Source organism: Nocardia sp. GP40, from assembly GCF_050434125.1.
In the GTDB taxonomy this organism is placed as follows: Bacteria; Actinomycetota; Actinomycetes; order Mycobacteriales; family Mycobacteriaceae; genus Nocardia; species Nocardia albiluteola.
This window is the reverse complement of the sequence record NZ_JBNPVW010000026.1, coordinates 21411-47040: the sequence shown is the minus strand read 5'-3', so window position 1 is coordinate 47040 and position 25630 is coordinate 21411. Positions and strand designations below refer to the sequence as shown.

Sequence of the window (25630 nt, the reverse complement as noted above, 5' to 3'; positions counted from 1 at the left end):
GGCCCGTGGAACCCCGGCAGCCGACCCGCTGAACGGGCCACGAATCATGCCGTTTTGCGGCCGGAACAGCCGCAAAACACCAACCCGAACCCGATCAGGCCAGCACATCAACCCCACGAAAGATCCGAGCTAATCAAGCGCTCCGGTCGAGGCCCGTTGCGGGAATTACCTGTTCCGCGACCATGGTCACGTCTTGTCGTAGCCGGCGTCCTCGGTCATCTCCGCCCCCAGGGCGGTCTCATGCACGGTCTTGCTCGGCTGTTTGAGCAGCGGGCCGACTAGATCAATGTCCTGCTGACCTGAGGCAGCAATTGCCGGGCTAGCTTCCTGGTGTCCACCGCGTCCTTCTTCGCCGCGAACTCGAGTTTCTCCGACATCAGTCGGTCCCCTCCTGCCGGACCGCCAGGCCGACAGGAAGGGACCGAGATCAGATCGAACGCTATGCCGACACTTCCCGTTGGCACAACCCTTTCCGATGGTGTTAGGCAGGCGCCTGTTGGAAGATGATTAGCATTCGTTTATGAACCTTTCCATGACCGAGCCGACAACGGCCATTGCATGCGGATGACTAAGTTCGAGGTGACGTGCGTCAACGACCGTGTTGTGAATCTTGCCTGTGACGTACGGGCGCCACGTCCGGGCAAGAGCCTCATCGTCCGCGCGGTCTTTGCCCGCGGTGAAAAAGAGCAGGTCTCCTTCGAAAACTTCAGGCCGGTAGTCGCCAGCAATGTCGCTCGCGGTCTCGAAACTCTGCATCACCCGATCCGCCTGTTCGACAGTGAACAGCCCGGTCCCGACCACTTGGCTACGAATGACTGCCCAGGCTTCTTCGTGGGTGTGCGCCTGTACCATGTCGCCAAGTTCGAACAGTTCCCGCCAGCCGCCGAGTAGGTCTGCTACCAAGCGTGCTGGCGCGGGTTCGTCCGCAGTGCTGGTCGTCGAATCAGCAGACAGATCCGGCACGCCGACTGCGGAATCCAACAGGGTCAGAGTTCCGACAATTTCCCCGTCGCGCTGGAACTTTACCGCCATCGCGTGTGCGATTTGCCCGCCTAACGACCATCCGAGCAAGTGGTAAGGACCGCACGGCTGCACCCGGCGAATCTCGTCCACATATCGTTCGGCCAATTCATCCACTGAAACTGCACCTTGTTCGCCTGCGACGACATGCGGATCCTGTAGGCCGTACACCGGTCGATCCTTGTCCAAATGCTCGACCACGCTGCCGTAGAACCATGCCAACCCGCCGGCGGGGTGTACGCCAAATACCGCAGGTTTCGATCCGCTCGCACGAAGCGGAAGCAGTACCTTCAGACCGGAGCTGCCCGAGGCTTCGTCGGCCCTGCGCGCCAGTGCCATCGGTGTCGCGTCGTCGAACATCCATGGCAATGCGACCGTCACATCACGAGCGCGCAGCTCGATCACCACCATCGTGGCCAGCAGCGAATTGCCGCCCAGGTCGAAGAACCCGTCCGAAGCCCCGACGCGCTGGATGCCCAAGACCTGCGCATAAACGTCAGCGATCACCTTCTCGGAATGGGTTCGCGGTGCGACAAACTCGGTCGACGACGTGTCGAAATCGGGAACGGGCAGAGCTTTTCGATCGAGCTTGCCGTTGACCGTCAACGGCAGATCCGGCAGCACCATCACCGTCGAGGGCACCATGTAGCTGGTCAGCACCTGGGCGGCGGTCTCGCGGACCTCGCCCGGATCGATCGGCCGGCCATCGATGCCCACAACGTAGCCAATCAGCTGATCGACGCCCTGCGCATGGCGATGCACCGCCGCCGCAGCGCGGACCACATCAGGATGCCGGAGCAATGCGGACTCCACCTCACCGAGTTCGATGCGATAGCCGCGCAGCTGCACCTGTGCGTCCGCTCGGCCGGCGTAGGTCAACTCGAGCCCGCGCGCGGATTTGCTCCACCGGCCGAGATCACCGGATCGGTACAACCGCGAACCATTCGGACCGAAGGGATTTGCCACGAATCGGCCCGCGGTCAGAGCCGGGGCGCGCAGGTAGCCCCGCGACAATTGCCCGCCGGCCACATAGATCTCCCCTGCGACGCCGATCGGCACCGGCTGAAGCCGGTCGTCGAGCACATACACCCGCATACCCGGCAGCGGTGATCCGATTCCGGTTACGTTTGTCTCGTCGATCTCGCGGAACGTGACATGCACCGTCGTCTCAGTGATTCCGTACATATTGACCAAAGATGGCGATCGCAGATCATGAGCCGCAAACCAATCGGCCAACCGGGACACATCCAGCGACTCGCCGCCGAATACGACGTAACGCAGGGCGAGTCGACCAGCCGTGCAACCGGATTCGCGATACTCACGCTCTGCTTCGGCGAAACCGTAGAACGCCGACGGGGTCTGGCTCAATACCGTCACGCGTTCCCGCGCCACAAGATCGACGAACGCCTCCGGCGACCTGGATGTGTGGTAGTCGACGACGACCAACCTGCCACCAGACAGCAAGGCTCCCCACATTTCCCACACTGCGAAATCGAAGGCGTACGAATGGAACATCGTCCACACATCGTCTGGGCCGAGGTCGAAACGTTTGGCCGTATTGGCAAACAACGTGACTGCTTCGCGGTGACTGACCGTCACTCCCTTGGGACGGCCCGTGGACCCGGAGGTGTAGATCACGTACGCGACGTTGTCCAGCCGCAGGTTCGGCACCACCGAAAGGGAGCCGACCGGGGCGTCGGCACAATCCTCGACGTGCACTACCGGTACCGCGCACTCCGGCAAGTCCGAAGCGGTCTTTACGGATGTGAGCACCACCACTGGACGCGCGTCGTCGAGTACGAACCGCAATCGGTCAACGGGGTACGCCGCGTCTAGCGGCAGATAACCGGCGCCTGCCCGAATCACCGCAAGCAGGCCCACAACCAGTTCGATCGAACGCGGCAATGCCACGGCCACCAGGGACTCCGGCTCCACTCCCTGTTCGACCAGCCGAGCCGCGACCTGGGCAGATCTCCGCTCGAGTTCCGCATAGGTCAGCTTCGAGACACCGTCGGTGACTGCTACGGCGTCCGGCTGGGCCATGGCTCGGGCAGCGAACAAGTGCGCGAGCGTCGCATCTGCGACCACAGCGCCTTCTTCTCCTGCCGAGTCCAGCAATTCGCGGCGCTGTATCGGATCGACGATGTCGACATCGCCGACCGGCACCGCCGGATTCGCAGTAACGTACTCCAGAATCCGCACGTAAGCGTGGGCGAACCGAGTCATCGTCTCGTCCACGAAGAGATCGGTGGCGAAGGTGAGTCGTCCCGCCATGCCACCGGGGCGGCCTCCCTGACCGAATTGCTCGACCAGCTTCACGTTCAAGTCGGCCTGGGCTTGCTCGAAACCGTTTTCCAGCGGCTCGATGCTCAGCTCCGACAGCTCCAACGCGGCCTTGCTCAGGTTCTGGACATCGAGCGTTACCTGGTACAGCGGAAGATGCGCGGTCGACCGGGGCGGATTCAGCGCTTCCACGACTTGCTCGAAAGGCACATCCGCGTGCGCGAATGCCGCCAGATCCAGCTCACGGGTCGAGGCGAGCAGTTCGGCGAACGGCTGCCGCGTCGACACCCGTGACCGCAACACAAGGGTATTGACGAACATACCGATCAGATCGTCGAGGTCACGCTCTCCACGTCCGGCTACCGGGGTGCCGATCGCGATATCGCCGACGCCGGCGAGCTTGGACAGCAGCACAGCCAGCGCGGCATGCAGGACCATGAAGACTGTCGCGTTTCTCGCGCGTGCGAGGGCGATGATCCGCCTGTGCAGTTCGGCAGGAACCTCGAACTCGACCGCGCGCCCACGCATGGACGCGACCGCCGGCCGGGGCAGGTCGGTCGGCAGCTCGAGCAGCTCGGGCAGCCCGTCGAGGGTGTCCTTCCAGAATCGCAACTGCTGGGACATGACCGAGTCCGGGTCATCCGCCGACCCGAGCATCTCGTGCTGCCACAGTGCATAGTCGGCGTACTGGACCGGAAGTACCGGCCATGTCGGCTCTGTGCGTTGTCTGCTCGCCTCGTATGCCATTGCCACGTCCCGCGCGAGCGGGATCATCGACTGGCCGTCGGCGCAGATGTGGTGCACGCAGATGACCAGAACGTGGTCCCGATCGTCGAGAGCGAACAATTCGAACCGCAACGGGGGCGCCAGTGTCACATCGAAACCGGTCGAGACCATGGTGATCGCCCGGTCCATGACCTGGTTCTGGTCGATGTGGACCGGACTCAGCACGGGAGCGACCTCGTCGGTGGCGACGACAACCTGGCAGGGCTGTCCGTTCACCATCGGGAACTTGGTCCGCAGCGACTCGTGCCGGTCGATGACCAGTTCACACGCGTGCCGCAGCGCATCGACGTCGAGTTCTCCGCGCAGACGGATCACCAGCGGGATGTTGTACCCGCCGCCGGCGGTGTCGAACTGGTTGAGGAACCACATCCGCTGCTGCGCCGGTGACAGCGGTACGCGCGCAGGCCGGGGCCGCGTCGTCAACGCCACCCGGGAGTCGCAGTCGAAGGTTGCCAGGCGGGCAGCGAGTTCCTCGACCATGGGCGCCTCGAACAGGTCTCGGACCCCGAGACGCACTCCCGATGCCGTGCTCAACTGCGCAGTCACGCGGGTGGCGGACAGCGAATCGCCGCCCAGGTCGAAGAAGCTGTCCGTCGCCCCTACGCGGTCGACGCCCAGGACGCTTCCGAACACCGCGGCGACACGTCGTTCGGCGTCGGTGCGTGGCGCGACCCATTCGCGGCCGTCCGCGAATTCCGGGACGGGAAGCGCCAAGCGGTCGAGTTTGCCGGTCCTGGTGAAAGGAAGTTCGGCGAGCGCCATGAACACCTCGGGCACCATGTGGGCGGGCAGTCGCAACCGCGCAGCGGTCCGAAGGTCGCCCGGATTCAGGTCATCGTCGGTGACGAGGTAGCCGACGAGCCGGTCGACGCCACGTTGGTCCTTCCGTCGCAGAACGACCGCTTGTTCAATCCCGGGATATTCGGCCAGAACAGTTTCGATTTCACCGAGTTCGATGCGCTGGCCGCGGATCTTGACCTGGAAATCGCGGCGGCCGAGGTATTCCAGGGTGTGCTCGGGTATCCAGCGGACCAGGTCGCCGGTGCGGTACATGCGCGAACCTGCCGCACCGAACGGATTTGCCACGAATGAGCCCGCTGTAGCCGATGCCCGGTTCACGTAGCCGCGCGCCAGTTGCACGCCCGCGAGGTACAACTCACCCACCACCCCGATCGGCACCGGCCGCAACCACGCATCCAGCACGACGGCCTCGACACCACGGTTCGGCCCGCCGATCGTCACCTGACCACCTGGCCGCAACGCGGCACTGATCATGGCGAGAATCGTGGTCTCGGTCGGGCCGTACCCGTTCAGCAGGGTTCGGCCCGGCGCCCACGCCTCGACCGTTTCCGGCGACACCGCCTCGCCCCCGGCTATCAGTACCCGCAGCGAATCCATACCGGCCGGCGACATCGTCGCCAGGACACTGGGGGTGATGAATGCATGCGAGACCTGCTGTGTACGAATCAGTTCCGACAGCTCGTGACCAGCGAACACCGCTGGCGGCGCTGCCACCAGCACGGCGCCGCTGGTGTGGGCCAGCAGTACCTCGAGGACCATCGCATCGAAGCCGGGAGCGGCGGCGAGCAGCACTCGTGATTCCGTGTCGACATCGAACCGGTCCCGTTGCACGGCAGCGAAATTCGCAAGACCCTCGTGGGTGACCGCGACACCCTTCGGCGTTCCGGTCGAGCCGGAGGTGTAGAGGACATATGCCGCATCCTGAACGTGCGGTGTACGCACGAGCTCCTGGTCCGTGACGCCGGCTGTCGGTCGCGCGGCGATCGACAGCTGTGCGTCCGGATCGTCGAGGACCAGCGGGCGCACTGTGCCGGGCAACAGATCTCGCGCCCCCTCGACCGTTACCGCCACCCGGATCTCGGCATCCGCCACCATAAGTGCGATGCGCTCGGCCGGATTTCGCGTATCGATGGGCACGAACGCCGCGCCCGCTTTGGTCACCGCCCACAGGCCGACCACGAATTCCATCGACCGCGGCATCGCGAGGGCGACCTGATCACCCGGTCCCACACCCCACGCGATCAACTGCCGCGCCACCTGGTTGGACCTGGCATCCAGCTCCGCGTAGGACACCGTACGCGGACCGGAAACTACCGCCACCGCATCGGGATTCGCCACCACGCCCGCAGCCAGCAACTCCGCTGTGAGGCATGGTGATATGGCGCCGCCGCCCGACGCGGGCACGAGCTCGCGCCGCTCGTCCGCGGTCATCAGATCGATCGAGCCGAGACGTGTAGCCGGATCGCTGGTCAGGTTCCGCAGCACGGTTTCCAGACGGGCCGCGAGACCGGCCGCCATCACCTCGTCGACGCGGGCTCGTTGGTAGCGGACTCGGATATACAGCTTGTCGGTGTGGTGTGCCTGCACGGTGATCGGGTAGTGCGCCGCGTCGGAGCCGTCCGCTGAGACCACACGCATACCGTCGATGTCGGCATCGCCCAGGCCACTGCTGTCGACCGGATACGACTCGAACACGACCAGGGTGTCGAACAACTGGCTGGTGCCTGCGGCCGCCATGATCTGCGACAGTTCGAGGTAGTGGTGGTCGAGCAGACGGGTGTTGCCGGCCTGCAGCAGGCGCAGCGCGTCCTCGATGGTCAGGTCCCGCCGCACATTGGCGACGACCGGAATCGTATTGATGAACAGGCCGATCATCGACTCGACGCCCGGCAGCTCCGCGGGGCGGCCGGATACCGTGCTGCCGAAGGCCACTCGTTCGACGCCGAGCAGGTTACCCAGCACCACGGCCCAGGCGAACTGCATGATCGTCGCCATCGTCACGCCACGTGCCCGCGCGAATGTCACCAGGTCTGCTGTGGTGGCTCGATCGACAACGATCGGCAGATCGATCGGAATGTCCGCCGTCGTCACCGTTCGGGGATCGGCGACGAGCGTAGGCTCGCTGATCTCCCGCAGCGCGTCCCGCCACACCTCGATGCCGGCGTCGCGATCGCGTCGGTCCAGCCATTCCAGGTATTGCCGATACGAAGCCGCGGGTGCAAGCAACTCCGGCTGTGCGGCAACGGCATACAAACCGATCAGCTCACGCCACAGCAGCGGCAACGACCAACCGTCCAGCAGCAGATGGTGCGCCGTCAACACCAGCCGGAACTCGCGCTGCCCGACGGCGATGAGCAGGAACCGCAGCAGCGGCGGGTCGGCGGGATCGAACACGACCGCCCGCTCGGCTTCGATCAGCTCATCTACTTCCCCGGTGCCGCCGGAGAGATCAACGCTGTGCCAGGACACCGCAGCGTCGACCGGAATGACCTGTGCGGGAACGCCATCGACCGTTCGCGTGAACGCCGCCCGCAGGTTGGGATGCCGCTCGAGCAGAGCTTGCGCGGCACGCGCGAGCCGATTCTCGTCGACCGCGCCCGCGAGGGTGAGGACCGACTGCGCGGTGTAGACGTCGAGTTCGCCCGCGGCGAATTCGGCGTGGAACAGCAGACCCTCCTGCAGCGGCGCCAATGACCACACGTCGCTCAGCGGACCGTACCGGTCTGCGAAGGCGTCCAGATCGCGCTGCGTGAGGTCGACCAGCGGAACATCTGCCCGGGACAATCCCCACTCGTCGTCGGCACCGGCAATGGTGGCGATCTCGGTCACGGCGTCAAGCCATCCGGCGACGAGTTCGGCCACATCATCCTGTTCGAGCAATCGCGAGGCGTAGCCGATATGTGCCGACAGCTCCGGTCCGATCTCGGTGTCCACGATATTGACGTCGATCGTGATCACCGCTGCGGCAGGCATATCCGGATCGAAGGCGGATCGCCGGTCGAACTGCTCATCGGTCGGGACCCACGCGACATCCGACAGCGACGTGAGGTCCACGCCGGCGCGGCCGAGATTGTTGAAACTGATCTGTGGCTGGGGCGCCGCCGCGAGCCGGTCGACCGTGTCCGGGTTCAGATAGCGCAGCAGGCCGTACCCGATGCCCTTGTCGGGGATCTCGCGCAGCTGATCCTTGACGGACTTCACTGCCGTACGCAGATCCGCGTCATCGATTCCGGCCAGATCCAGGCTGACAGGGTACGCACTGGTGAACCAGCCCACGGTGCGTGAAACATCTGCTCCAGGGGCAGTCTGCTCTTCGCGGCCGTGTCCCTCCAGGAGGACTTTCATGCCCGGGCACCGAATGCCGCGCCGTCTGCGCCAACGGGTCAGCGCGACGGCCAGCCCGGCCAGCAGCGCATCATCGACACTGCCGCGCACAGACCGCGGCACCGAGTCCAGCAACGCCGAAGTCACCGCGGCGGGAACGGAGACCGTCAGGTTCCGCACCGTAGCGTGGGTGTCGACCGCAGGATCCAATTCCGCGGTCCCGAGAAGTGGATCGGCTGCGGTACTCATCCGCTGCCACAGCTCGAGTTCGCTGCCACGGTCGATGGCGGCCGCGGTCAACGCGTGCGCCCATCGCCGCATCGATGTGCCCTGTGCCGGCAACTCGACCGTGTGTCCCTGCCCGATCTGCTGCCAAGCGGTGACAAGGTCGGGCAGCAGTATCCGCCACGACACACCATCGACGGCCAGGTGATGAATCACGATGAGGGCACGGGCATCGGCCTCCACGCCCGATTCCGGAAGCAGGCACGCGACCTGCAACATCAGGCCCTCGGGGGGGTCGAGACGACCGGATGCCTCGGTCAACGCCGCTTCCACCACGGCGGTGAAACCGTCGGTGCCCGGCGCCTCGTGCGCTCCGAATCGTCGCACGAACACCGCGCCGCCGGCATCGGCGGCGTGGGCAGGCAGCACGTCCATGTACCGTTCGCGCATTCGCGACCGCAGCATGTCGTGCTGTTCGAGCACTGCCAGCACGGTCGCGGTCACGTCGTCGACTCGCGCGTCCCGTGGCAAGCGAACCAGCATCGACTGCGCGAACCGATCAGCTCTCCCGAGCCGCTCGACGAACCAGGACACGATCGGCGTGAACGGGATGTCTCCCACGCCACCACCGGGCAGCTCCGCGAGAGACACCCGGCCCGCCGCCGCAGCCACCTGCGCCAGCCCGCGCACGGTCTTGCGCTCGAAGATGTCCCGCGCCGTCACGACGACGCCCGCCGTCTTCAGCCGCGAGGCCAACTGGATCGACATGATGGAGTCGCCACCGAGCGCGAAGAACGACATCGTCACGCCGACCGACGCGACGCCGAGCACGTCCGCGAAAGCGGCCGCGATGGTGCGCTCGAGGTCGGTCGCCGCAGCGGCGGCATCGGCGTCGCGAGTATCGAAAACGGGTTCGGGCAGCGCTTTTCGATCCACCTTGCCCGTCGAAGTCAGCGGCATGTGGTCGAGCACGGTGATCGTCGACGGCACCATATGGGCGGGCAGGACAGCAGCGACATGATCGAGCACGGCACTGGGTTCGACGCTCGCCGCGTGCTCCGCCACGATGTACGCGGCGAGCAAGGGTTGTCCACCAGGTCCCGAACGGCTCACGGTGACAGCGGAAGCAACATGTGGGTGTGCCAGCAGCGCGGCGTCGATCTCGCCGAGTTCGATGCGCTGGCCACGGATCTTGACCTGGAAGTCGGTGCGGCCGATGTATTCCAGCGCACCTTGCGCGGTCCAGCGGACGATATCGCCGGTGCGATACATCCGCGACCCGCGCCCACCATATGGGTTCGCTACGAACGCACCCGCAGTCGCTGCAGGGCGGTTCAGATAGCCACGCGCCAGCGCACCACCGGAGAAGTACAACTCCCCGCTCACACCGACCGGCACCGGACGCAACCGGGCGTCGAGCACCACAGCATCGACACCACGGATCGGACCACCGATGTTTATCGGGTCGGACGGCTGTACCGGATCGCTGATCGTGACCACGATCGTCGTCTCGGTCGGACCGTAGATGTTGTGCAACTGCCGCCCGGGCGCCCAGGAAGCGATCAGGTCCGCGGAGACCATCTCACCTCCGACCGCCAGCACCCGCACTGATGCGAAGTCCGCAGGCGACATCGTTGCCAGCACGCTGGGCGTCAGGAACGCATGCGTCACCTGATGCTCGCGGATCAGTGCGGCAAGATCCGGGCCGCCGAAGACTTCCGGCGGCGACACGACCAGGCAACCGCCGGCCGCGCACGCCATCAATGCCTCGAGTAGCACCGCGTCGAAGGCGGGCGCCGCCACTTGCAGCACACGTGACGTGGCGTCCACGCGATAGCGGACCCGCTGCTCGGCGGCGAAGCCGGCCAATCCTTCGTGGCTGACCACGACACCCTTCGGTGTTCCGGTCGATCCAGACGTGTAGATCACGTACGCGGCATCCCGAAGCTGAAGTGCCCGGGCGCGAGCCGCATCCGTGACGGCCCGGCTGGAGTGCGCGGCGATCTCGGTGGCTGAATCCGGTTCGTCGAGCACCACCCATCGGACATCGCCCGGAAGTGACATACGCGCGGACGCGACCGTGATCCCTACGGTGACACCGGAATCGTTCACCATGTGCGCAATCCGCTCCGCGGGATATCGCAGATCCACCGGTACGAACGTGGCACCGGTCTTCGCGATCGCCCACATGGCGACGTGGTAGTCGACCGAGCGTGGCACGGCCAGCGCGGTGAACGTTCCCGGCCCGGCTCCCAGGGTGAGCAGGTGCGCGGCGAGCTGGTTGGACCGCTGATCGAGCTCGATGTAGGTGAGGGTCTCGGTGTCCCCGATCAGGGCGATCGCGGCTGGGTCTGCTGCCACGGCCTCGGCCATGAGGTCGGGCAGCAGACGCGGCGACGTGGTCTCACCGCCGCGCACCGGGAGGAGCCGTTCGGACTCCTCGGGGTCGAGCAGATCGATGCCGCCCACCACGCGGCCCGGATCGGCGGTGACCGCTTCGATGACCCGAATGAACCTCTGGGCGAGCGATTCCACCGTGGATGCCGCGAAAAGGTCTGTGGCATAGATGATCTCGCCGTCGATACCGGCCAGCCGTTCACCGTCGACGCGTTCGGTCATCAGCACGGTCAGATCGGTTTTCGCCTGCGCGATACCAGGGTCGAGCAGTTCGACATCGACACCGGGCAGCTCGAATCGCGCCGCACGCATGTTCTGCAACCCGAACATCACCTGATACAGCGGCGTATATGCCGTGGATCGGGCGCGGTCGAGGACATCGACCAGCCGTTCGTAGGGCACGTCGGCGTGGGCAAGCGCATCGACGTCGACGGCGCGTACCTCCGCCAAGAGTTCGCGGAACGACAGGTCGTCTCGAACCCGCGTGCGCAACACCACGGTATTGACGAACATGCCGACCAGATCGTCCAGCACCTGGCTGCCTCGACCGGCAATCGGAGATCCGATCGAGATGTCCTCGCTGTGCGCGGTGCGCGACAACAGAATCGCGAGTGCCGCATGCAGCACGACGAACACCGTGACGCCCTCACGGTGTGCCAGCCGCACGACGTCGTCGTGCAGCCGCGCCGGCAATGCGAAGCCAACACTGTCACCGACCATCGACATGGTGGCGGGCCGAGACCGATCCGTCGGCAGGTCGAGCAGTTCCGGAGCATCACCGAGGACGTCGTTCCAGTACGCGATCTGCCGGGCGATCGGCGACGACGGATCGTCCTCCGCGCCGAGCATTTCGCGATGCCACAGGGCGTAGTCGGCGTACTGGACTTCCAGCGGTTGCCATTGCGGCGCTTCGTCGTTCACACGCGCTGCGTAGGCGGTGAAGATATCGCCGGCCAGCGGCGCCATCGACGAGCCGTCGGCGGCAATGTGATGGACCACGAGCACGATCACGTGCTCCTCGGCGCCAGTGCGATACACCCGTGCCCGTACCGGCACCGATTGCGCGACATCGAAACCTGTTCCGACGGCCTGCTGGATCCGGTCGGCCAGCTCCGCCTCCTCGGCGACCGGCTCCGGAGCCAGCACCAGCTCCCCGGCCACGGCGGCCACATCCCGCACCACCTGGCACGGTTCTCCGTCGACGGCGGGATACACCGTGCGCAGCGGCTCGTGCCGTTCCACCACATCGAGTAGAGCCGCCTGCAGCGCATCGACATTCAGCCGGCCGGTCAACCGAGCCGCGAAGCAGATGTTGTATGCCGCCGAGGCGGTATCGAACTGATTCAGGAACCACATCCGCCGTTGCGCGGTCCCCAATGGGACCGCAGCCGGTCGCGGCCGGGCTACGAGTGGGACCACCATGGAGCCGGTTCGCCCGCCCAGACGTTCGGCCAATCCGGCGATCGTCGGTTCGTCGAAGATATCGCGGATGCCGACCTCGACACCGAGCGCCGTGGTGACCCGGGCCGCGATGCGAGCGGCCGAGAGCGAGTTGATCCCGATCTCGAACAGGTTCGCCGTCACGCTCACCCGATCGCTATCGGTGAGCATCTCAGCGACGATCGACGCAAGGATTGCTTCGCGTTCGGTGCGAGGCGGCACGACCTCCTCGCCGTCGTCGAACACCGGCTGCGGCAAGGCGCCTCGATCGAGCTTGCCGTTCGGTGTCAGCGGCATCGCCTCGAGCACTTGCACAACGGCCGGAACCAGGTAGGACGGCAGTGAACGGGTGAGCTGGGCGCGAATCGCGCGCCCATCGGTCACCGTATTCGGCACCAGCGTCACGTATCCGACGATTCGTTCCGCGGTGGCGACGGCGATAGCCCGTGCGACGTCCGGGAGCGCGGACAGCGCCGCTTCGATGTCACCGGGCTCGACCCGCTGGCCGCGGACCTTCACCTGGAAATCACTGCGGCCCATGTATTCCAGCTCGCCGGCCTTCGTCCATCGCCCGAGGTCACCGGTGCGATACATGCGTTCACCCGGCGCACCGAACGGATCCGCGACGAAGGCGCCGCAGGTGAGGTCGACGCGGGCGTGATAACCGCGCGCCACCTGGACACCCGAGACATAGAGGTCACCGACGACGCCGACAGGCACCGGTCGCAGCCGCGAATCCAGCACGTAGACCTGCATGCCGGCCACCGGCATACCGATCGTGACCGTCGAAAGGGTCGCCGCACCCGGCAGGCAACGTGCAGCCGTGACGACTTCCGCCTCGGCCGGGCCGTACCAGTTCGCCACCTCGGCGTGCGGGAACACACGCGCCGAGCCGTCGACGGAACGCTGCGCCAGCGCCTCACCGGCGACGAATACCCGCCGGATCGACGGCAGCTGCGTAGTGGTGGTCTCGAGCAGGACATCGAGCATCGACGGTACGAAATGCACGGTACTGACCTGATGATTCGCGATGACGCCTGCGATATACGCGGGGTCGCGATGCCCGTCGGGTGCGGCGACCACGATCCGCGCCCCGACCTGCAACGGCCAGAACAACTCCCACACCGCAATATCGAAGGTGATCGGGGTCTTGTACAAGACCGTGTCGGACGCGTCGTGCGGCCACTGCCGCTGTGCCCATGCCAGCTGGCTCACCGTCGCGGCATGGGTCAAGGCGACGCCCTTCGGGACTCCGGTGGAGCCGGAGGTGAACAGGACGTAGGCCGCATTGTCCGGTCGCAGCGGCGCACGTCGCTCCGCATCCGTGATCGGAGTGCCGGGAAGGTCAGCCACGTCGACTCGATCGATGCGTGCGGTCTCGAATCCGACCGGAAGTGCGTCGCCGTCCCCGGACGTGGTGAGCACCAGCAGCGGCTGCGCCGCGTCCAGCACACCGGCGATTCGTGTGCTCGGATGATCCGGATCGATCGGCAGGAACGCGGCGCCCGACTTGATCACCGCGTACAGCGTCGTGATGAGTTCGACCGATCGCCGGATGGCCACCGCGACAACGGTTTCCGGGCCTGCGCCACGGGCGATGAGCCATCGGGCCAGACGGTTGACGTGGGTGTCGAAATCCCGGTAGCTCAGCACGGTGACGTCAGGAAGGCAGATCGCTGGGGCATCCGGGGTGCGGGCGACCTGTTCGTCGAAGGCGTCGACGAGCGTTCGGCCGACCGCGGCGGGGCCGCCGGTGTCGTTCCACCGCTCGAGCACCAGGTACCGCTCCGCGGCATCCAGCAGCTCGATGCCGCCGACAGCCGTATCCGCATCGGTCGCGGCGGCGTCGAGCACCCGCACGAATTGTTCGGCGAAACGCCTTACGGAGTCCTCGTCGAACAGGTCGGTGGCATACGTGAGGCGCACCGTCATGCCGGTCGGTTCGTTGTGGGTGCCGTGCCCCTCCGTCATCATCAGCAGCAGGTCGTAGATCGCGGCACTGTCGCCGGGATCCACGTTCTCGACCGAGAGTCCCGGAAGTTCGATCCGGGCCTGCGCCATATTCTGATAGGCGAGCATGACCTGGAACAACGGCGTATAAGCCGTCGACCGGGCGGGATTCAGTGCTTCCACCAGCTGCTCGAACGGGACCGCGGCATGGTCGAAAGCCTCGATGGCCGTGCATCGTACCTGGTTCAGCAGGCTCGAAAACGATTGGCCGACCTCGACCTTGCTGCGCATCACCAAGGTGTTGACGAACATCCCGACGAGGTTGTCGAGCGATCGGTGGCCGCGGCCGGCATGAGGCACGCCGATCACGATGTCGTCGCTGCCCGAAAGCCTCGACAGCAACACCGCCAGCGCGGTGTGCACGACCATGAACGTCGTCGCTCCGGCGCGCCGCGCCAGCGACTCCACCCGGCCCTGCAGCTCAGCGGGGATCACGGCGTAGACGACCCCGCCCCGTTGCGTCTGCACCAGCGGCCGCGGCCGGTCGGTCGGCACTTCGATCACATCGGGGACGCCCGCGAGTTGCGTTCGCCAGTAACCGATATCGCGGGCCACGTAGGAGTCCGGGTCGTCCGCTGAGCCGAGCACTTCACGCTGCCACAGAGCGTAATCAGCGAACTGTACGGCCAGCGGTGCCCAGTCCGGAGCGTCGCCACTCGACCGGGCACGATAGGCCGTGACGATGTCGGCGGCCAGCGGCGCGACCGAAAAACCGTCGCAACTGATGTGGTGGACAGCCAACGCGGCCACCCATGACTGGTCGGACATCTGATACAGCGCAAAGCGCAGCGGCACACCCTGCGACACGTCGAATCCGGCGCCGAAAAACTCGGACAATCGGGCCGGCAGCTCGCGCTCACCGACCGGTTGCGGTGTGAGGTCCCAGGCCCCGACGACGTCGGCTGCATCGAGTACGACCTGTGAGGCCGTGCCGTCGACGGCCGGATACATGGTGCGCAGGCTCTCATGCCGTTCGACGACATCACCGACGGCCGCTGCGAGCGCATCGATGTCGAGGACGCCGTCCAGTCTCATCGCCAGCGGCACAACGTATCCGGGCAAATCCGGGTCGAACTGGTTGAGGAACCACATCCGTGCCTGTGCCAGCGACAGCGGAAGGCGATCCGGGCGCGGCTTCCGAGCCGGCGCGGGCAGGTTCGGTATCGCCCGCAGCTGCACGATGCGTTCGGCGAGCTCGGCCACGGTGGGTGCTTCGAAGATGACCTGCACCGGTACACCCACGCCGGCGATATCGCCGATCCGGCTCAGCGCGCGCGTCGCGATCAGCGAATTTCCGCCCAGGTCGAAGAAGTTGTCGTCCGCGCCGACTTCTGGAAGATCGAGCAGGTCGCCGAAGATTCCGGCCACCGCCTGCTCGATGAAACCCTGCGGCGCGCGGTATTCGGATTCCCGGCTTCTCGGGTCCGGCACCGGCAAGGCGCGGTAGTCGACCTTGCCGTTGGCCGTGAGCGGAATCGCGTCGATCCGCATCACAGACGAGGGCACCATGTACGCCGGCAGCCGTTCCAACAGGAACTTCCGGACCTGCTTGACGTCCAACACGTCCGCGGCCACCACGTAGGCGATCAAGAACTGCTCGCCGCGGTCGGCGCGCACCTGCACGATGGCCGCGGTCACCTGCTCGTGCGCGACCAACGCGGCTTCGATGTCGCCGAGTTCGATCCGCAGACCGCGGACCTTCACCTGGGTGTCGGCACGGCCGACATAGCGCAGGCTGCCCTCCGAGTCCCGGCGAACCAGGTCGCCCGTGCGGTACAGCCGAGAACCGCCGGCACCATCGAAGGGATCGGCGATGAACGTCGCTGCCGTCAGACCGGGACGCTCGTGATAACCGCGAGCCAGCTGGACGCCACCCAGATACAGCTCTCCGGTCACCCCGACGGGAACCGAGTGCAGCCGCGAGTCCAGAACTCGCACAACGATATTCGCTTCAGGGATGCCGATGGGCACCGCGACGGCGTCGAGCGTTTCGATGCGGTGAGCGGTGACGCTGACCGCGGCCTCCGTCGGCCCGTACAGGTTGTCGATGCGCGCGGCGCTGAGTTCCCGGAAGCGGCGGACGGTGTCGGCCGGCAGTGCCTCGCCGATGCACAGCACCCGCCGCAGGTCGGGGAATTCGTGCGCACCAGCGGCATCGAGAAATGCCGACAGCAAAGAGGGCACGAAATCCACGGTGGTTATGCGATGTTCGACCATCAGCCTGGCCACGGCACGCGGGTCGCCGTGCGCGTCGGGACCTGCGACAACCAACGCCGCGCCGCAGGTCGACGCGGAGAACAGCTCCCAAACCGACAGATCGAAGGTGACCGGCGTCCGCAAAAGCATGACATCGTCGCCGCCGAGCCCGTAGTGATCCCGCAGCCACCGCAGTTGATTCACCACCGCGGCATGCGGTACCGCCACGCCCTTCGGCACGCCCGTGGAACCGGAGGTGTAGATGACGTACGCCAGATCATCCGGGCGCAAGGCCCGGGTCCGATCGGCGTCTGTCACCGTCGAGGTATCCGCGTGCTCGGCGCCGAGCTGCTCGAACGCCCACACCGGTACGTCATCGGGCAGATTCGCCTCGTCGGCCTGCCGGGTGATCACGGCACTCGGCCTCGCGTCGGTGACCACCGCACGCACCCGATCGACCGGATGATCTGGATCCAGAGGCAGATAGGCGGCGCCTGCCGCGTGGATTGCGTACAACGTGGTCAGCAGATCAACGCTGCGACGCATCGCGACGGCAACGACGGTTCCCGGGCCGACCCCGCGCCCGATCAGCACCCGGGCCAGCGAATTCACCCGCGCCGCGAATTCTTGATAACTGAGCCGGCCACCGTTTTCGGCATCGACGACCACCGTGCTGTCCGGGCTCGCCGCCGCCTGCGCGGCGAACAGGGACGTGATCGTCGCGGACGAAACACGCGCCGGCTCCCCGCTCGACCGCGCCGCCAGCTCGCGCGCCTCATCGGCGGTCAGCAGGTCGATATCACCGACAGCGCGGGCGGGATCGGCCACGATCGCCCGCAACAGCAGCAGGTAGCGGTCGATCAACGAGGTGATCGTCGCCTCGTCGAAAAGATCGGTCGCGTAACCGAATTCGACTGTCATGTCGCCGGGTTCACCGTCCGGCGCCAGCGTGTCGACGAGGTTCAGATGCAGGTCGTACTTGGCCACGCTCGGATCAGCCATCCGGGCCGAAACCGTCAGGCCCTCGAACTCCACCGTCGGGATCTCGAAGTTCTGGAACGAGAATCCGACTTGCGTCAACGGCGCGTGTGCCGTTGAGCGAGACGGATTCAGCACCTCGACGAGCCGTTCGAAGGGGATGTCGGCGTTCTCGAATGCGGCCAGATCGGTGGCCCGGACTTGATCGAGGATCCGCAGGAAGGACACCGCAGGCTCGACACGTGTTCGCAATACCAGCGTATTGACGAACATTCCGATCAGACCATCCAGTCCGGGCTCGCCACGGCCGGCGATCGGTGTGCCGACCGCGATGTCGCCGCTCCCCGAAAGCCGCGCCAGCAGCGCCGCGTACGCCGCGTGCATCACCATGAAGACCGTCGCATCGTGGCGACGGGCCAACGCGATCGCCTCGCGGTAGAGGCCTGCGGGCACCGTCGCCGACACCGTCGCACCTCGGAATGACTGTTTGGCCGGCCGAGCACGATCGGTCGGCAGGTCGAGCACCTCGGGCAAGTCGGCGAGAGCCGCGCGCCAATACTCGATCTGGGCGGCGGTCAGACTGTGCGGATCGTTCTCCGTACCGAGCAATTTCCGTTGCCACAGCGTGTAATCCGCGTACTGCACCGTCAACGGAGACCACTGCGGTGTCTGTTCCCCGACGCGGGCTTTGTACGCGGTCGTCAAGTCCGCAGCCAACGGCGCGAGCGACGACCCATCGAAGCTGATGTGATGGGCGACCAGAACCAGAGTGTGATCGTCGGGTGCGCTGCGCAGCAGAGTGATCCGGAACGGAACCTCGGATGTGACATCGAACCCGGCGGCCACCTCCGCGGCGATGTACGCCTCGATGGCGCTTTCCTCGACCGGCACCAATGCGGGCTGTGCCGTCTCCACCGGCACGATCACCTGGTGCGGTCCGCTGTCGCTGTCCGGATAGACGGTTCGCAGCGTTTCGTGCCGCTCGATCACATCCGCGATCGCCGCGTGCATCGCGGCCACGTCGAGGTTGCCCGACATGTGGACGACCATCGGAATGTTGTATATCGGCGACGTGGTGTCGAACTGGTTCAGGAACCACATCCGTGTCTGTGCGGGCGACAGCGGGATCCGGTCCGGGCGCTTTTGCGGGCCCAACGGCTTCCGACCGTCCGCGTCGCTGGTCCGAATACTTTCTACCAACGCGGCGACAGTCGGCGCCTCGAACAGTGCGCGCAACGAAACATCGACGCCGAATGCGGCACTCAGTTGCGCTGCAACCCTGGTGGCCGACAGCGAGTTGCCGCCCAAATCGAAGAAGCTGTCGTAGACGCCGACACGCTCGATCCCCAGCACGGCAGCACACACATCGGCGACCATCTGCTCGGCCGCGTCGCGCGGTGCGACGTATTCGGTCGTACTGGCGGCAAAAACCGGTTCGGGCAATGCCGCACGGTCGATCTTGCCCACTGACGACAGCGGCAATGTCTCGAGCAGCATCACGGTGTCCGGGACCATATGCGACGGCAGGCGTTGCGCTGCGTAGTCCAGCAAATCCGCGGTGTCGATAGTGTCATCGCTCGGCACGACGTAGGCCACCAATCGCGACACGCCGTCGATTGCGACGCCCACGGTCACCGCTACCGACACGGCGGGGTGCGCCGCGAGAACGGCCTCGATTTCGCCGAGTTCGACGCGCTGCCCCCGAATCTTGACCTGGAAGTCGGCGCGGCCCAGATATTCGAGTGTTCCTTCGGAGGTCCACCGCACCAGGTCACCGGTGCGGTACATGCGGGTCCCGGGGCGGCCGTACGGATTGGCCACGAAGGTGGCAGCCGTCGCGACCGGCCGGTTGAGGTATCCGCGGGCCAGCTGCACTCCCGAGACATACAGCTCTCCCGCAACCCCGACCGGCACCGGCTGCAGGCCCGCATCCAGTGCCACGGCCTCGACACCACGAATCGGGCCACCAATGGTGACGCGGTCCGCGGCACACAACGGATCGCTGATCGCGACCATGATCGTGGTCTCGGTGGGCCCGTAGCCATTGAACAGCTGCCGTCCCGGTGCCCACACCTCGACCGTTTCCGCCGACACCGCCTCCCCACCGGCCACTAGTACCCGCAGCGAATCCAGACCGGACGGGGACATTGTCGCCAGCACACTCGGTGTCACGAATGCATGCGACACCCGCTGCGTCCCAATCAATTCTGCCAACTCATGACCCGCGAAAACATCCGGAGGCGAAACTACCAACGCCGCTCCGTTTGCGTGAGCCATCAGCAGCTCGAGCACCACCGCGTCGAAACCCGGTGCTGCCAACTGCAGCACTCGCGAGGAACTGTCGACCTGATAGCGATCCCGCTGTTCGGCAGCGAAATTCGCCAATCCCTCATGCGTCACCGCGACACCCTTCGGCGTCCCAGTCGACCCGGAGGTGTACAGCACGTAGGCCGTGTCCGCGATACAGCAGGGACGCACTCGATCCGCGTCCGTCACCGCAGCCGAGGATCGAGCTGCGATATGGACGGTTGTGTGGGGAGCATCGAGCACCAACCGCCGGACCGAGTCCGGAAGCAGATCCTGCGACGCCTCGACGGTGATGCCCACCCGCACGTCGATATCGGCCACCATGAGGGCAACACGCTCGGCCGGATTGCGCGGATCCACCGGCACAAACGCCGCGCCCGCCTTGGTCACCGCCCACATCCCGACCACGAACTCCACCGATCGCGCCATCGCCAACGCGACCTGGTCGCCCGGGCCGATGCCCCACGCGATCAGTTGCCGCGCAAGACGATTCGACCAGACATCCAGGTCCCCGTACGACACGGTGTGCCCACCGGTAACCACCGCCACGGCATCGGGATCCGCGACCGACAACAACTCCGCCAGCACTCGTGGCGCCTCGGCATGGCGCCCCGACGCAGGCACCAGTCCTGCCCGCTCGACCCCCGACAGCACGTTCACCCTACCCACCCGCAGGCGCGGATTCGACACGACTGCATCGAGGATCCGATTCAGCCGCAACGCCAACTCTTCGACCGTCTCCCGATCGAACAGTTCTGTGGCGTAATTGATCCTCAGGGCGACATCGCCTCCCACGGAAGCATTTTCGGCAACCGTGACGATGAGGTCCACCTTCGCCGGTTGCGGTCCCGGATCCAGAATCTCGACTGAAAGTTCCGACAGCTCCAGGCTCGGGCGGTCCATGTTTTCGAGGGCGAGGTAGACCTGGCACAGCTGTGCGTACGCGGCCGACTGCTCGCGATCTATTTCATTGACAACCCGTTCGAATGGAAGGTCACTGTTGGCAAAGGCATCGACATCGATGTCCTTGACCCGCGCCAGAAACGCAAGGAACGATTCATCGGAACGCACCTCGGTGCGCAGCGGCACCGTATTGACGAACATGCCGATGAGCGGCTCCAGTGCACGCTCGCCGCGGCCCGCAACTGGTGTCCCGATGGTGATGTCCCTCGAACCCGACAGCCTGGCCAGCAGAACTGCCAATGCCGCATGGATGACCATGAAGGTAGTGACGCTGGCTGTGCGGGCCAAGTGCTCGATCGCAGCAAACGTTTCGGCTGGGATCACACTGTCGGTGATATCGCCACGCATGGATTGGCGAGCAGGACGCGGACGGTCCGTAGGCAGCTCCAGCACCGGCGGCGTCCCCGCCAATTGTGTTACCCAATAACGCAGCTGACGTGCCGCCAATGACTCAGGGTCGTTCTCGTCGCCGAGCAGGCTGCGATGCCAGATGCTGTAATCGGCATATTGGACGGTCAGGGGCTGCCAATCGGGGGTCTTGTCCTGCGACCTGGCTTCGTAGGCGGTCGTGATATCGGCCGCGAGCGGTGGAAGAGACGAACCGTCACAGCAAATATGGTGCAGGACCATAACCAGGACGTGCCGGCGCCGGTCACCGGAGGCGAGCAGCGCGACCCGGATCGGTGGACTTGTACGCACGTCGGAGCCAGTCGAGGTCAGCTCGGCAATCCGATGCGTGATGTCGGCGAGGTCGACTGTCTCCGGTGTCAGATCGAGACCGGCTACAACGTGCTCGGCAGTCAGAACAACCTGCGTTCCTTCGCCTTTCACGTCGGGATAGACAGTCCGCAGGGACTCGTGCCGATCAAGCACATCTGTCAGAGCCGTGCGCAGCGCCGTGACATCGAGTCGGCCGCTCAGCTGTACCACCAGCGGAATGTTGTACGCGGGGGAGGCTGGGTCGACCTGATTGATCAGCCACATCCTGTTCTGCGCCGGCGACAACGGAATTGGCTCGACGCGCGGCTGCGCGTGCAGCGCAGGCCTCCCGGGGCGGAACTTGGCATCGATATGGGCGGCGAGTTGGGCCACGGTCGGCTTGCCGAACAGATCGCGAATCGACACATCGGATCGGGTCACCTCTGCGATCCGTGCGGCGGCATTGGTCGCGGTGAGCGAATTGCCGCCCAGTTCGAAGAAGCTGTCCAGCACGCCGATTCGCTCGAGATCCAGCACCTCGGCGAAGATGTCCGCGATCACCTCCTCGACAGCCGAACTCGGCGCCACGTAGGCCGCGGCAGAATCGAAAACCGGCTCCGGCAGCGCCCGCGAGTCCACCTTGCCGTTGACCGTCAGTGGCAGCTCGGGCAATACCACGACGGCGGCTGGCACCATGTACTCAGGCAGTAATGTCGCGACATGCGTGCGCAAAGTGTCAGCCGTACACGCTTCTTCACCAGCAGGCACGACATAAGCGACGAGCCTGGCCGCCTCCGTGCCGGGGAGATGCACGGTGACAACTGCCGCTGAAACCGCGCTATGTGTCAGCAACACATTACGAATCTCATCCAATTCGATGCGGAATCCACGAAGCTGAACCTGCTGATCGGCACGACCTCGGTATTCCAGCTCGCCCTTGTGGTTCCGCCGTGCGACATCGCCACTGCGATAGAGCCGCTCGCCCGGCCGACCGAACGGGTTGGCAACAAAACGGGCAGCGGTCAGCGAAGGGCGGTTGAGATAACCGCGGGCGAGTTGGGTTCCGGCAACGTAGATCTCGCCCCAGGCGCCCAACGGTGACGGCCGCAGTCGTTCATCAAGAACATACGTGCGCAGACCCGGCAGTGCTGAACCGATCGCGCTCGGCGCGTTCGGCGTTGCAATGCTCGGTGTCAGGCCGAGATACGTCACGAAAACGGTGGTCTCGGTAATGCCGTAGCTGTTCGCCAACACCGGGAGCGTCGGGTTGTGCTCGTACCAGTCCGCCAACCCCGCCGGGTCGAGACGTTCGCCGGAGAGTATGACCAATCGCAGCGAAAGCTCCCCTTCAGGCTTACCGACATCCTCATACCGCCGGCACGCCGCACCGAACTGCAGGAACGCGGACGGCGTCTGGTTGAAGACCGTCACCTTCTCACGTGCCGCCAATCGCACGACATCATCCGGTGAGCGGGTAGTGAGGCTGTCCACGACAACCACACGGCCACCACTGACCAACGCGCCGAAGATCTCCCACACTGAGTAGTCGAACGCGAACGAATGGAACAACGTCCAAACATCTTCGGCCCGGACGCCGATTTCGGCGCACGCGTCCACCAAGTATGTCGCCACCGCGCGATGGGCGATGGCCACGCCCTTGGGTCGTCCCGTCGACCCCGACGTATAGATGACGTAGGCGATGTTGTCGAGGCACAGCGGGCGTATCCGGTCAGCGTCGGTGATCGGCGCCGCAACCTCATCACCGACCGGACCGGCAACGTCGTCGAACAGCACTACGCGACTTGGGTCGCCTGGAATATGCTCACGCATGGCATGAGTCGTCACAACGGCAATCGGCTTGGAGTCGTGCAGAACGTATTCCAGCCGATCGGCCGGATGCGCTATATCCAACGGCAAGTACCCCGCGCCTGTTTTCAGCACGGCCAGGGTGGCGACGATGAGATCGGCATCGCGTGGCATTGCGATCGCTACCAGCGAGTCCGGGCCCGCCCCGAGTGCGATCAGGGTGCGGGCGAACCGATTGGAACGCTCGTCCAGCTCCTGGTAGGTGAGGGTCGTCTCACCCGACGTGACGGCGATCGCTGACGGTGTCGAAACGGCCTGCCGCGTCAGCAAATCCACGAGTGTAGCCGTATTCGCCGCGCCGTCGCGGCCGGCCAGCACCCCAACGATCCGCGCCTCTTCAGCGGGGTCTACGAGTGAGATAGCGCTCAGAGCTGTTTCGACGGGCGAGTCCATGACGCGTTGCAGGAAGGCTATGAACCGGCGTGCATGTGCGTCGAGTTCATCCTGGCCATAGAGATTCGCGTTGCCATGCAGTTCTAACAACAGCGGCGCGTCGGCCCCGGAACGGTACAGATTCAGCTGCAGATCGTCCAACGCGCCCGAGGTCAATGCGCGGTACCGGCCGACAGCTGACCCGAGGCGAATTTCCGAGTCGAAGAAGAGGATATTGACGATCGGACCGAACGAGTTCGCAGATGCGTCCAGTGCGCGCGAGTCGCGGCGCAGATCCTCGAACCGATAGAGTTGGTGCCGCATCGCGAGGACGAGTTCGGACACTGACGCCCGGACAAGTTGCTCCACGGTGGTCGTCGTATCCACGGTGAACCGGATCGGCACCATGTTCGCCAACATCGCGGCGGCATTGCGCAAGCGCTTGGTCACACGCCCGCTTACAGGCATCGATAACACCACATCGTCGCCACCGGTCATCCGCGCGAGGAACGCAGCGAAGACTGCCACGACTACCTGAGCAGGCGATGCTTGCAGGTTGTGAGAGAAACGGTCGAGCATGTCAGATAGCTGCGACGGAAGCTGCAGGCCGGAGACACGATCGACCTTGCTCCGCCGCGCGGTGCGACCCGACAGACTCGGCGGCGTCGGCAGGTCGGCGACCTTGCCGAGCCAGTACGCCCTGTCGTTCTCGAACCGAGAACTTGCGCGATACGCATGCTCCGCTTCGATGATGTCACACAGCCCGGCCGCCTCCAAAGGCGTGGGCGGCCTGCCCTCGAGTAATGCGTTGTAGTGCTCGGCCGTCCGCATCAAACTGTTGAACGCGCCGTAGCCATCGATGATGAGATGATGGGCACGCCCATACCACAAATACCGATCCTCGGCGATCCGGATCAACCGCGTGGCGGTGAGCAGGTCACGGCTCAAATCAATAGCTTTGGTGTTGTAATCACGCTGCATCCATTCCATTGCCGCCGCGAACGGATCACTCTCGCCACTTACGTCCAGTATAGACTCGCTGTACGTGATGCCGTGGTCGATGAATTGATATGGAACGCCATCGGACTCGACCACCCGGACGACGAGAGATTCGGTTTCGTGGCCGGCAGAGTTCACCGCTTCGGCGAATACATCGGCGTCGATCGGCCCCTCGATCTCGACGTAGTGTGCGATGTTCATTGCCTGCCCGCCGGGCAGGTTATCTGCAAGCCACATGCCGTATTGCGCCCTCGACAGCGGAATCAGGTCCGACTGGCGGTCGGCAGGTACGGCTGACTTCAACTTCATCTAAACCCTCGCTCAGACTCGGAGGAACCGGAACACGACATCAGCTTCTACTCGCGCCCGAAATTGCCTATATACACATTTCGTCTACCTCGGAGCGGCGCCCACTCCCCTGCGCCGGAACATGGCGATCAGCAGAGCATTCGACTCACCTGGTCGGACCCCAGAATCCAACTCGGGTGTTACGTTGTAGTGCGATAACGCCCCCAATGTCCATTTGTCGATGTCTCCCAGTATCTCGAAATCTGAAAGGTCGGACATTTCGAACATCTGGCGTGCGCAGGCCCACAGGCAAGCAGCTATCTCAGGATAAGCAGGCCACTGTACAGACCCCGGCCCACCCGGCAAACAGCATTTCGAGTCTCCGACGCTGTGCTGCAATGCGTTCACTCACCACGAAACGTCAGCAACAATCAGACACACGAAGTGCGCTGCTACTCAGAGTGATTCAGCCAACGCGAGATCCAACATCAGGTGGCGGTGAGCATAACATGGCAAGATCCGGACCCTGAAACAGCCGCACATGGTCCCGCGGCCGAATCCGACGACTCGGGCGTCGACCGTTCCTGCGGCCCCATCGCCCCGGGCCTTCAGTGCTTTCGGCGCCATGTGTGGACGGTGTAATTCGATCGAAGCCACGTCACGGTCGACGCCACTT

1 protein-coding gene is annotated in these 25630 nt (G+C 65.1%); it reads right to left on the bottom strand.

What is annotated here, in order from left to right:
- Positions 1 to 507: 507 nt before the first annotated feature.
- Entirely contained in the window at positions 508 to 24975 is a 24468-nt protein-coding gene (locus tag ABH933_RS43370; RefSeq protein ID WP_429428635.1) for a non-ribosomal peptide synthase/polyketide synthase, read from the bottom strand.
- Between the last annotated feature and the right edge of the window lie 655 nt (positions 24976 to 25630).

Coding starts and splice junctions, on each gene's coding strand:
- ABH933_RS43370 (WP_429428635.1), bottom strand. CDS start 24,975: ATGAAGTTGAAGTCAGCCGTACCTGCCGACCGCCAGTCGGACCTGATT.